Below are 11,774 nucleotides of genomic sequence, written 5' to 3'. Positions count from 1 at the left end.
TGACCAGAGATCCTAGAATGGTAGAGCGTAAGAAATTCGGACAGAAGAAAGCGCGTAAGAAATTCCAGTTCTCTAAACGTTAAAAATACCCAACCTGTTTGGGTATCTCTTTCGGGCTGCCCAAACTGTGTTGACACGTTCATATATTTAATTTTAACAATCGCTGTTATCCGCCTAAAGCGGAAACTAGTTTAGCATCTAAACCATACGCATACTGCGGAGGTTGCTATCTATAATACAGAAAGTAAACTATTACAAAATGGCAAAAACAGAAGTAAAAGACCTGCTCGATGCAGGCGTACATTTTGGTCACTTGACCAGAAAATGGAATCCAAACATGGCTCCTTATATTTATATGGAGCGCAACGGGATCCACATCCTCAATCTTTACAAAACAGCTGCAAAATTAGAAGAAGCTAATGAAGCACTAAAAAAGATTGCAGCCAGCGGAAGAAAAATTCTTTTCGTAGCTACCAAAAAACAAGCCAAGGATATTGTTGCTGAAAAAGCAGGGAACGCAAACATGCCGTACATCACCGAAAGATGGCCCGGAGGAATGCTTACCAATTTTGTAACGATTCGTAAAGCCGTTAAGAAAATGGCCTCTATCGATCGTATGAAGCAAGACGGTACCTTCAACACCCTTTCTAAGAAAGAGCGTTTACAAGTAGATCGTCTTCGTGCGAAATTGGAAAAGAACTTAGGTTCTATTAGCGATATGAGTCGTCTTCCAGCGGCCTTGTTTATTGTAGATACTACACGTGAGCACATTGCAGTAAAGGAAGCACAGAAACTGAACATTCCTATTTTCGCAATGGTGGATACCAACAGTGATCCTCGTGAGATCGATTACGTGATCCCATCGAATGACGATGCTTCAAAATCTATCGAAAAGATCATGGCATCTGTTTCTCAGGCAATTATCGATGGTCTTGCTGAAAGAAAATCGGGTAAAGATGATGATGATGCTCCGGTTGAAGCGAAAGCGCCTAAGTCGAAAAGAGCAAAAACTGTGGCAGTAGCCTCAAGCGAAGAAGAATAATAAAAGAATTCAATTAACATATCAAAGTCGTTTGGTTCTTTTTCTCACTGAAAATAAATTAAACGACTTTTTTATAAATCATAACTTAAAAAAATGAGTACAATGGTAAAAATAACCGCCGCAGAAGTTAACAAACTAAGACAAGCTACCGGAGCCGGAATGATGGACTGCAAAAATGCATTGGTAGAGGCAGAAGGTGATTTTGACAAAGCAATCTCGATCCTTAGAAAAAAAGGACAAAAAATAGCCGAAAAAAGAGCAGATCGCGATTCTAGCGAAGGTGCCGTAATTGCAAAGGTAAATGCCGATGCGACCAAAGGTGTGATCGTTTCACTGAACTGTGAAACCGATTTCGTTGCTAAAAACGATTCGTATGTAGAGATGGCTCAAAAAATGGCCGATATCGCTTTAAACACTTCTTCGAAAGAAGAATTTTTAAAAGCGAAATTTGACGGTATCACTGTTGAAGAAAAATTGATCGAACAAACCGGTGTAATCGGCGAGAAGATCGAGATTGGTGGATTTGAAATTCTGGAAGCTCCTTTTGTGGGTGCTTATATTCACGGAAACAAAATTGGCGCACTCACCGGCCTGTCTAAAAACGTAAACAAGGCTGAAGAATTGGCAAAAGACATTTCTATGCAGGTAGCTTCTATGGGTGCAACTACCTTATCGTACAAAGATTTTTCTCCCGAATTTGTTGCTGCTGAAACGGAAGCAAGAATTGCCGTGATTGAAAAAGACAATATCGAGTTGGGAAGATTGGGCAAAACATTGAAAAATGTACCTCAATTCATTTCGAGATCACAATTAACCCCGGAAGTTTTAGCCAAAGCCGAAGCCGATGCAAAAGCTGAATTAAAGGCTGAAGGAAAACCGGAGCAGATCTGGGATCGTATTCTACCTGGTAAGATCGAGCGTTTTATCGCAGACAACACCACCCTAGATCACGAGAAAGCCTTATTAGATCAGAACTTTATTAAGGATGACAAAAAGAGCGTTGCCGAGTATGTTAAAACATATGGTGATGTGGAAGTAGTTGGATTTAAAAGAGTTTCTTTGGTATAAGAAGTCATTTTATTTTGAAATAAAACGCCTCTAAAATTATTTAGAGGCGTTTTTTATTTTCAAGGATTCATCCAACATTTTTCTTTATTTTTGTCATTGTAAACAACCGCTATGCACTATAAAAGGATCCTCTTAAAACTTTCGGGTGAAGCCCTAATGGGAAATCAAGAATACGGAATAGACCCGGAACGTCTTAAGGAATACGCCGAGGAAATTAAAAAAATAACCGATAAAGGAGTGGAAGTTGCCATAGTTATTGGTGGCGGAAATATATTTAGAGGTGTAGCCGGAGCCAGCCGAGGGATGGAACGCGTACAGGCAGACAATATGGGTATGTTGGCCACTGTAATCAACGGACTCGCGCTACAGAGTGCCTTAGAAATGGAAGGAGTCCCTACGCGATTGCAAAGTGCTATTAACATCAACGAAGTGGCCGAACCATTTATTCGGAGAAGGGCCATTCGCCACTTGGAAAAAGGTCGTGTGATTATTTTTGGTGGAGGGACCGGAAACCCCTATTTTACTACAGATTCGGCGGCAGTACTACGTGCAATAGAAATTGGAGCCGATGTAATTTTGAAAGGTACACGGGTAGATGGTATTTACTCCAGTGACCCTGAAAAAAATACCGATGCAACAAAATTCGATTTTATTAGTTTTGAAGATGTGCTTCGGAAAGGACTAAAGGTGATGGACACAACTGCCTTTACCTTAAGTCAGGAAAACGAATTACCCATTATTGTGTTCGACATGAACACCAAAGGAAATTTACTAAAGGTCGTTTCCGGAGAAAATATTGGGACAAAAGTGAATTTATAACTTCTGTTTGCAACTTGCCCTTTAAGCTTGGCGTAGTTTTTGGAAACAGGTTTTAAAAATTTTAACATGGAAGAAGAAATCAAGTTTATTTTAGACAGTACCCGAGAGGCGATGAAAAACGCCATACAACATCTAGAAAAAAAGTTAGTAAACATTCGTGCAGGAAAAGCATCACCCTCTATGGTTGGTGGTGTTATGGTCGATTATTACGGGAGCCCTACTCCTCTTAACCAGGTTGCCAATGTCAGTACTCCCGATGGGATGACCATTACCATTCAGCCATGGGAAAAAAGCCTAATCCCCGAAATTGAAAAAGGAATTCACCATGCCAATTTAGGGTTTAACCCTATGAATAACGGTGAAAGTGTTATTATCAATGTGCCACCATTGACCGAAGAGCGAAGAAAAGAATTAGCGAAACAGGCAAAACACGAAGCCGAAGAATCAAAAATTGGGGTTCGAAATGATAGAAAACACGCTAATAACGAGATAAAAGAATTGGATGTTTCGGAAGATATGAAAAAGAATATGGAAATTGATGTTCAGGAATTGACCGACTATCATATTGCAAAAATAGACGAGATTCTCGCTCATAAGGAGAAAGAGATCATGACCGTCTAAAAATATTTACATCAAAAACCATTAAAGCGGCTGGATACCGCTTTTATTATAAAATTTAGCCAATAGCAACCTCATCGCCTATGCGCAATGCATGTATCCTTCTTATGTTTTTCATAGGATTTATCGTTTCTGCGCAAGAACCCGCTATTCAGATTGAAAAGGATACTACAACCACCCGGAAAGAGGAAAAAATAAGTCCGTTCAATTCCGGTTTTTATCCCATAGGATTTTTTGATGTGGATTTGCGGTATTTCATTAAATACAACAACTATGAAGGAATTCGATTAGGGTTTGGAGGTATCACCAACGACCGTTTATCGAAACACTTTAAACTAGGTGGTTATATCGCCAGAGGGTTTAAGGATCAAGACATCAAATACAGCGCCGGTGGAAGTTTAAGAGTAAACAATACGGGCAGTACCTGGGTTAATCTCTATTATATAAATGACATTCAGGAAATTGGCACCTATAATTTTTTAACCGATGCCAGGATCTATTCTGTTTTTGAACCTCGACTGGTCAACATAACCCAGTTTTATAAACACCGCACCTGGCAGGCAAATGTACAACACGAATTTACCCCTAAGATTCTTTCTGAAATAAGGGTTTCCTCGAGTAAAATTGACCAAATCGAATCCTATTTTTTTATAAAGGACGATGCCGTTTTCCATAATTATTACACCTCCGAAGCCACTGCCTCCATACGTATAAGTCCGAAAAACAATTTTTTCACTGACGAAGACGGAAGAATTGAATACTTTGACGAATTTCCTAAAATTAGCGCCCAAGTTACACAGGGAATAAAAGGCATTGCAAAAAGTGATTTTACTTATACCAAATTAGGGCTGAAACTGGATTATTACCTTAAAAGAACCGATCTTTCATCTACCAATATTTTACTGGAAGGAAGTGCTGCATTTGGAGACGTACCACTTACCCATTTATTTCATGCCTATCCCAACAGTCCGACAAAAGATGAGGTGATGGAACGTTTTTCGGTAGCGGGAAGACGCAGTTTCGAAACCATGTATTTTGGGGAATTCTTTTCAGATAAATTAGCCACCTTACAAGTGAAACACAGTCTAAGGCGCTTTAACCTAACCGAAAAATGGCGCCCCGAATTGGTCTTTATTACACGACATGCCTTGGGAGATCTTCGAAACCCCGAGGAACATATAGGTATCGATTTCAACACTTTAAATGAATTATATTCTGAATCGGGGTTTGAGTTAAACAAAATACTATTCGGATTTGGACTGAGCTTTGCCTATCGATATGGTTTTTATCATCTGCCGGACCTCGAAGATAATATTTCATTTAAATTCACTTTTTATTTGAAATTATAATTCCCTTAACTCTTTAAGTGCATGGGATTTTAATACCTTTGCGCTGCCCAAAAACGGCATTATTTGGACAAACTGTTTAGCATCGGATTTTGGAGTGCGGTCGCTCGTTTTATACTACGGAATCGCGCCGTAATCCTCATTGTAATCGCTGCCATCACTGTGTTTTTTGCAATGCAGTGGAAGCATATGCGGTTTACCTATACCGAAGCCAACTTACTGCCGGACGATCACCAAGTAAATCTTGAATACGATAAATTTTTAGCCGAGTTCGGTGAAGAAGGGAACCTTATCGTCCTTGGAGTAAAGGATTCAACCTTATTTACCCCTGCAGTGTTCACTGCTTGGAATAAGCTAACGAAAGATCTTGGTGCCTCTGATGAAGTGGAACTTAGTCTTGGCATAGGCGATCTACAGAAATTAGAAAAACGAACAGATAGCGCAGGATTTCAATTAGTACCCTTCATACAGGATACCGTTTTTGATCAAAAAGGATTGGATGGTTATCAATTTGAGCTTTTAAACCAATTGCCCTTTTACGAAGGATTGGTGTACAGCCCAAATAAGCTTTCCGTTCGTACGGCTATATATTTAAAAAAGGACATCGTCAATACCGCAGTCCGAAAAGACTTTATCGTCCTCTTTCTTATTCCCCATATCGAGGCTTTCGAAAAGGAAACCGGTGTAAAGGTGCACACTTCCGGCATGCCGTATATCCGTACGCTGAATTCACAAAATATTATCGATGAGATCGGCATGTTCATTGGAGCGGCTTTATTGGTTACCTCTTTGATCTTCTTTTTCTTCTTCAGGTCCTTTAGAGCGACGATCATTTCGATGATTACTGTTATCATTGGTGTGATGTGGGCTTTCGGGATTTTAGGATTGCTTCATTACGAGATTACCGTACTTACAGCATTAATTCCGCCGCTTATCATTGTAATTGGTATCCCCAATTGTATCTTTTTGATCAATAAATACCAACAGGAAATAAAACAACATGGGAATCAGGCCAAGTCACTACAACGTGTCATTTCGAAGGTAGGAAACGCTACTTTAATGACCAATGTGACTACGGCTTCGGGCTTTGCCACCTTCATCCTTACGAATAGTCAGCTACTTAAAGAATTTGGAATTGTAGCCTCTATTAACATTATTGCCATATTTCTGCTAAGTCTATTTATCATCCCCATAGTCTACAGCTATATGGCGGTGCCCAAGTATAAGCACCTAAAGCATCTCAATAAAAAATGGATCGGCGGATTTGTAAATTGGATGGAGCGAATGGTAAAAGGAAATCGCATTGCTATATATATTACAGCTGTGGTTTTACTTTGTGTAAGCATCATCGGTATCTTTAACATAAAGATTTCCGGAAGCCTTATTGAAGACATGCCAAAAGGGGCCGATTTTTATAGGGACATCAAATTTTTTGAAACCGAATACGAAGGTATTATGCCCTTGGAGATCCTCATCGATACGAAGCGACAAAAGGGTGTGATGAAACTTGCTACCTTGAAGCGTATGGACGAACTCCAAACCTATCTTGAAGAAGTCCCGGAACTTTCAAAACCCCTTTCGGTAGTAGAATTGGTGAAATACTCAAAACAAGCCTATTACAATAATAATCCGGAGTACTATCAACTTCCAAACAGTCAAGAGCGAACCTTCTTGTTGTCCTACGCAAAGAACAGTGCCAAAAGCACCAATCTGCTGTCAAGCTATGTGGACAGCACCGGGCAATATGCGCGTATCACCACCTTTATGAAGGATACCAAAACCGATCGCTTCGACCGGATAGAGGAGGATTTGCGTTCGAAGATCGATAAGATATTCCCCCCGGACCGCTACGATGTGACTATTACCGGAAAAGCATTGGTTTTTCAAAAGGGGACAAAATATCTTGTTACCAATCTGGCGATATCGTTATCCCTGGCCATTTTATTAATCGCCCTCTTTATGGCCTGGATGTTCAGAAGTTTACGAATGATCTTGATTTCTTTAATTCCCAACCTGCTTCCGCTACTTATTACAGCAGGATTAATGGGTATACTGGGAGTCCCAATCAAACCTTCTACAATTTTGGTCTTTAGTATTGCCTTTGGGATATCGGTCGACGACACCATTCACTTCCTCGCTAAATACCGACAGGAATTGATAGCGAACAATTGGAAGATTAAAAAATCGGTCTATGCGGCACTACGGGAAACCGGTGTGAGTATGTTCTACACCTCAATTGTTTTATTCTTTGGGTTTTCAGTATTTACCATTTCCAGTTTCGGAGGAACGGTGGCATTAGGTGCTTTAGTTTCGGCCACCCTGTTATTTGCGATGCTTGCCAATTTATTGCTGTTACCTTCGTTACTATTATCACTTGAACGAAGTATTGCCAATAAAGAAACCTTCAAAAAACCGGCGCTTTCCATTCTCCCTGAAAATGAAGACGAAGAAGAGTAGGTTTTGTTGTTCATTTTACAACTAAAAAGTATCTTTACCCCTCAAAATTTGAAGCATGCAGCATACAGAGATAATTAAGTTATTAGGCCGTGAACCCTCGTTGGTTGAAGTTACCGCTAAGGGTTGGGTTCGCTCATTTAGAAGTAATCGATTTATTGCCTTAAATGATGGTTCTACAATTCATAATTTGCAATGTGTAGTCGATTTCTCCGCCTTTGAAGAAGAAACCTTAAAGAAGGTGACTGTGGGTGCAGCAATTGCTGTTACTGGTCCCTTGGTGGAAAGCCAGGGTCAAGGACAAAAGGTGGAAATTCAGGTATCCAAATTAGAGATACTAGGAGAAGCCGATCCCGAAGAGGTGAAATTGACTATTTTATCTCCCAAGCGCCATACCATGGAAACATTGCGTGAGCAAGCACACTTGCGTGTACGAACGAATACCTTCGGAGCCGTGATGCGTTTGCGTTCTAAATTGGCCTTTGCTGTTCATGAATATTTTCAGAACAATGGTTTTTACTATATGCACGCCCCTATTATAACCGGAAGCGATGCTGAAGGAGCCGGGGAAATGTTTCGAGTAAGTGCCTTGGATCCTAACAATCTACCTAAAGATGAAAATGGAAAGGTAAATTTTAAAGAAGATTTTTTTGAAAAAGAAACCAATCTAACTGTAAGCGGACAATTGGAAGCCGAAACCTATGCGATGGGATTGGGCAAGGTGTATACCTTTGGTCCTACTTTTCGTGCCGAAAATTCGAATACGTCACGACATTTGGCCGAATTCTGGATGATTGAGCCCGAAATGGCCTTTTGCGATCTGGATGGCAATATGGATTTGGCTGAAGATTTCATTAAATATGTTATTAAGTACGCACTGGAGAATTGTTTAGATGACTTAGACTTTTTGGAAAACAGATTACTTCAGGAAGAAAAGAATAAACCCGAAGCTGAACGAAGTGAAATGGCCTTGAAGGAAAAACTTCAGTTTGTTTTGGAAAACAACTTCAAACGCGTAAGTTATACCGAAGCCATCGAGATTTTAAAATATTCAAAACCCAATCAGAAGAAAAAGTTTAAATACCTTATTGAAGCATGGGGCGCCGATTTGCAAAGTGAGCACGAGCGGTTCTTGGTTGAAAAACATTTTAAATGTCCCGTGATCTTATTTGATTATCCGGCTGAGATCAAATCCTTCTATATGCGTCTAAATGACGATGGCAAGACGGTAAGAGCCATGGATGTACTTTTTCCGGGTATAGGTGAAATTGTGGGAGGATCACAGCGTGAAGAGCGTTATGACGTCTTAAAACAGAAAATGGCAGACATGGGGATTCCCCAGGACGAATTGTATTGGTATTTGGACCTAAGAAAATTCGGTACAGCAGTACATAGTGGTTTCGGACTTGGTTTTGAGCGGCTTGTTCAGTTTGTAACCGGGATGGGTAATATTAGAGACGTGATTCCGTATCCGCGGACTCCGGGAAATGCAGCCTTTTAACCAAGATGTTAACCAAACATTAAAACCGGCAACTTCGTCTTGTAAGTAGCTGGTTTTTTTTAACTTTATAAATACGTATGTAAGTACTATGCTAAAGCAACAATTAAATTTTAAACTATCTCAGAAGCTCTCGCCTCAACAGATTCAATTGATGAAATTGATTCAATTACCAACACAGGCATTTGAGCAACGTATTTCTCAGGAAATGGAGGAAAATCCGGCACTGGAAAGTGGAAAGGATGAGGTGGATAGTTATGATGATGATATGGGCATGGACGATGCGTACGAGGAGGATTACAACGAGGGATCAGAAGTTATTGAAACAGACATCAACGTAGACGATTACCTTAGTGATGATGAGACGCCCAGCTACAAGCTTTCGTCAAATAATTACAGCGCCGATGACGAAGACAGGGAAACACCCTATGCATCGGGGACTTCCTTTAATCAGTATTTGCTTCAGCAGTTAAACACCTATCGCTTGGATGAGGAGGAGGAAGAAATTGCCCGTTTTTTGGTAGGCAGTGTGGATGAAAGTGGTTATATAAGACGCGACCTGCGAGATATCGTGGATGATTTGGCGTTTACACAAAATGTATATACTTCAGAAGAAAAAATTGAAAAGATGCTTCAGATTGTGCATGATCTGGATCCCGCCGGAGTAGGTGCACGAAACCTTCAGGAGTGTTTGCTCATTCAGTTAAAAAGAAAGGAAGAAACGCCTTCGGTACTACTTGCGACTAAGATCATCGAAGATGTGTTCGATCATTTTTCAAAGAAGCACTATCAGAAATTAATTCAGAAATTTGACATTACCGAAGATCAATTGCGGGACGCGATACATGAAATTGAAGGACTAAACCCCAAGCCGGGAGGAACGTATTCGGGGAATACACGTATGGTGGAACATGTGGTTCCCGACTTTGCCATAAGGATTGTGGATGGAGCATTAGACCTCACGTTGAATGGCAGAAACGCTCCCGAATTACACGTGTCAAGAGAATATACCAATATGCTTAAGGGGTATAAAGAATCAAAGGACAAATCGAAGTCGCAAAAAGATGCTGTGCTTTTCATCAAACAAAAATTGGATGCGGCCAAATGGTTTATAGATGCCATCAAACAACGGCAACAGACTTTATTCGTCACCATGAATTCAATCATGCACCATCAAGAAGAATACTTTCTTACCGGTGACGAACGCAAGTTAAAACCAATGATCCTCAAAGATATTGCCGACAAGATTGGGATGGATGTATCTACGGTGTCTCGTGTGGCTAATAGTAAGTATGTTGACACTCCCTATGGAACAAAATTGATTAAGGAATTTTTTAGTGAATCCATGAAGAATGATCAAGGGGAGGATGTATCTACTCGAGAAATAAAGAAAATTCTCGAAATTACCATAGGAGAAGAGAACAAGAGAAAACCACTGACAGACGATAAGCTGGCCAAGATCCTAAAAGAAAAGGGATATCCCATTGCACGTCGTACAATAGCTAAGTACCGAGAACAGCTGGATCTTCCGGTAGCCCGACTTCGAAAAGAAATCTGATGAATTACTTTCTCCGAATTGCAGCTTACCTATTGCATCCCCTGTTGATGCCGCTTCTGGGAACCTTTCTATATTTTATCATTACGCCTCGTTATGTCGAGCCGGAATTGGTACGGGCGAAACTAGCTGCGGTAATCATTATAACGCTTCTCATTCCGTTAATTACTTTTTTTCTTCTGAAGAACTTGCGGGTTGTTTCCTCCATCGATTTAGAAACGGTGCAGGAGCGAAAATTTCCCTTAATGATTCAATGCCTGCTATTACTATTGATCATTAAAATGGTGTTTGACCCTTACGATAGTCCGGAATTGTATTACTTTTTTGTCGGTGTGTTATTTTCGGCAATAACCGCACTATTACTCGTTTTTTTTCAGTTTAAAATAAGTTTGCATCAAATGGCAATTGCGGGCGTAACCATGTTCCTCATTGCGCTAAGTGTCCATTTTAAGGTAAATATGCTTTTTTGGATTGCCTTTTTCTTCTTTAGTAACGGATGGGTTGCTTCCTCTCGTTTACATACCGAATCACATTCGGGGATCGAATTAGTCCTAGGCTTTTTTGTGGGAATTCTCCCCCAGATCATTTTATTAAACTTCTGGTTATAGCATATAGAAAAGTAGACCTACTTTGAGGGTTCTAAAATCGACGGTTTGACCACTGGTTGTTAAGGCATTGGTGAAGAAAGGATTGATGCTATAGTAGGCATAAAAATTAAAGGTATTGTAGCCAAAGGCCAAGGTCGCACCCAAGCGCACACGGTCAAATTCGGATATATTGGTTTGAGTCACATTGTTATTTGGCTGCTTAAAAGTGGATTGATACCAGTACGCATACCCTACTCTAAAACCTGCGTGGATTCTCCAAAACTTATAAGTTTCAGGAGTCGATGTACGCCATCTAAATTCGATAGGAGCCTCTATCGTTGCCGTACTAAAACGGTTGGAATCGTAATCGATATCATTGGTAAGGATGGTAAATATGGTTTCTTCCGAATTGTTTTCCCCAATAAAGAGTGTTTGTCCATATCTGTCGAAAGTCAACCCTGCTCCAATCGCGATGGCAATATTACGTCGCTTATTAATTGGCATATCTCGCAGATACCCAAATTGAAACCCGCCTGAAAGACCTCGAATATTAACATCTCCCGGAACATTAGTAACAAGGTTGTAGGTGACACCTACAAAAAACTGATCTTCTCTGTATAAGGAGTCGACTCTTTTGGTCATGGTGTTTTGCGCCAAACTCTTGGTGGCGAGCAGCAACAGAACGAAGAAAAAACAAAACTGAATGCTACGAGACATAAGTTAAAGATAACGGTATTTATATAATTTAAACAAAAAAACGCCTTGATTTGTATCAAGGCGTTTTCTA

11 protein-coding genes are annotated in these 11,774 nt (G+C 40.2%); 10 read left to right on the top strand and 1 reads right to left on the bottom strand.

Going from position 1 to position 11,774, the window contains the following annotated elements; genetic code table 11:
• The 10 genes from rpsI to K8F54_RS09540 all read left to right on the top strand — a co-directional run.
• A partial coding sequence (gene rpsI, locus K8F54_RS09585) for a 30S ribosomal protein S9 (protein ID WP_290790092.1) occupies positions 1–83 on the top strand: 83 nt, incomplete at its 5' end.
• 176 nt (positions 84–259) lie between these two features.
• Positions 260–1,042 (top strand): 30S ribosomal protein S2, encoded by a 783-nt coding sequence (gene rpsB / locus K8F54_RS09580; protein WP_290790085.1) that lies wholly within the window; start codon positions 260–262, stop codon positions 1,040–1,042.
• Positions 1,043–1,144: 102 nt separating this feature from the next.
• Positions 1,145–2,110, top strand: coding sequence for a translation elongation factor Ts (tsf, locus tag K8F54_RS09575; protein WP_290790089.1), 966 nt, complete (start codon positions 1,145–1,147; stop codon positions 2,108–2,110).
• 111 nt (positions 2,111–2,221) lie between these two features.
• Positions 2,222–2,929, top strand: a complete 708-nt coding sequence (gene pyrH, locus K8F54_RS09570; protein WP_290790082.1) for a UMP kinase — start codon at positions 2,222–2,224, stop codon at positions 2,927–2,929.
• 66 nt (positions 2,930–2,995) lie between these two features.
• Positions 2,996–3,550 carry a ribosome recycling factor gene (gene frr / locus K8F54_RS09565; RefSeq protein WP_290790079.1) on the top strand — a complete coding sequence of 185 codons (555 nt, stop codon included), beginning with the start codon at positions 2,996–2,998 and terminating at the stop codon, positions 3,548–3,550.
• 80 nt (positions 3,551–3,630) lie between these two features.
• Positions 3,631–4,896: a DUF5686 family protein gene (locus tag K8F54_RS09560; RefSeq protein ID WP_290790076.1), complete on the top strand. Its 1,266-nt coding sequence runs from the start codon at positions 3,631–3,633 to the stop codon at positions 4,894–4,896.
• A 63-nt stretch (positions 4,897–4,959) separates the two neighbouring features.
• Complete coding sequence (locus tag K8F54_RS09555; RefSeq protein WP_290790074.1) at positions 4,960–7,350, top strand: efflux RND transporter permease subunit; 2,391 nt, start codon at positions 4,960–4,962, stop codon at positions 7,348–7,350.
• Between the two features lie 55 nt (positions 7,351–7,405).
• Positions 7,406–8,848 (top strand): asparagine--tRNA ligase, encoded by a 1,443-nt coding sequence (asnS, locus tag K8F54_RS09550; RefSeq protein ID WP_290790071.1) that lies wholly within the window; start codon positions 7,406–7,408, stop codon positions 8,846–8,848.
• Positions 8,849–8,936: 88 nt separating this feature from the next.
• A complete protein-coding gene (gene rpoN, locus K8F54_RS09545) occupies positions 8,937–10,403 on the top strand; it encodes an RNA polymerase factor sigma-54 (protein ID WP_290790068.1) in 1,467 nt (488 codons plus the stop codon).
• Positions 10,403–11,008 carry a hypothetical protein gene (locus K8F54_RS09540; protein WP_290790065.1) on the top strand — a complete coding sequence of 202 codons (606 nt, stop codon included), beginning with the start codon at positions 10,403–10,405 and terminating at the stop codon, positions 11,006–11,008. The genes rpoN and K8F54_RS09540 overlap by 1 nt, the downstream gene beginning before the upstream one ends.
• On the opposite strand, the gene K8F54_RS09535 is transcribed toward K8F54_RS09540, so the two are convergent.
• Complete coding sequence (locus tag K8F54_RS09535; RefSeq protein WP_290790063.1) at positions 11,003–11,704, bottom strand: porin family protein; 702 nt, start codon at positions 11,702–11,704, stop codon at positions 11,003–11,005. The genes K8F54_RS09540 and K8F54_RS09535 overlap by 6 nt on opposite strands.
• Between the last annotated feature and the right edge of the window lie 70 nt (positions 11,705–11,774).

The organism is Altibacter sp. (assembly GCF_019913785.1).
Taxonomy (GTDB): Bacteria; Bacteroidota; Bacteroidia; order Flavobacteriales; family Flavobacteriaceae; genus Altibacter.
Note: the sequence above shows the minus strand (reverse complement) of the source record. Positions and strands in the feature narration are given on the sequence as shown.

What these genes read in the sequence shown, in the direction of transcription:
- rpsB (WP_290790085.1), top strand. Translation starts at nt 260, where the DNA reads ATGGCAAAAACAGAAGTAAAAGACCTGCTCGATGCAGGCGTACATTTT.
- tsf (WP_290790089.1), top strand. Translation starts at nt 1,145, where the DNA reads ATGGTAAAAATAACCGCCGCAGAAGTTAACAAACTAAGACAAGCTACC.
- pyrH (WP_290790082.1), top strand. Translation starts at nt 2,222, where the DNA reads ATGCACTATAAAAGGATCCTCTTAAAACTTTCGGGTGAAGCCCTAATG.
- frr (WP_290790079.1), top strand. Translation starts at nt 2,996, where the DNA reads ATGGAAGAAGAAATCAAGTTTATTTTAGACAGTACCCGAGAGGCGATG.
- K8F54_RS09560 (WP_290790076.1), top strand. Translation starts at nt 3,631, where the DNA reads ATGCGCAATGCATGTATCCTTCTTATGTTTTTCATAGGATTTATCGTT.
- asnS (WP_290790071.1), top strand. Translation starts at nt 7,406, where the DNA reads ATGCAGCATACAGAGATAATTAAGTTATTAGGCCGTGAACCCTCGTTG.
- rpoN (WP_290790068.1), top strand. Translation starts at nt 8,937, where the DNA reads ATGCTAAAGCAACAATTAAATTTTAAACTATCTCAGAAGCTCTCGCCT.
- K8F54_RS09540 (WP_290790065.1), top strand. Translation starts at nt 10,403, where the DNA reads ATGAATTACTTTCTCCGAATTGCAGCTTACCTATTGCATCCCCTGTTG.
- K8F54_RS09535 (WP_290790063.1), bottom strand. Translation starts at nt 11,704, where the DNA reads ATGTCTCGTAGCATTCAGTTTTGTTTTTTCTTCGTTCTGTTGCTGCTC.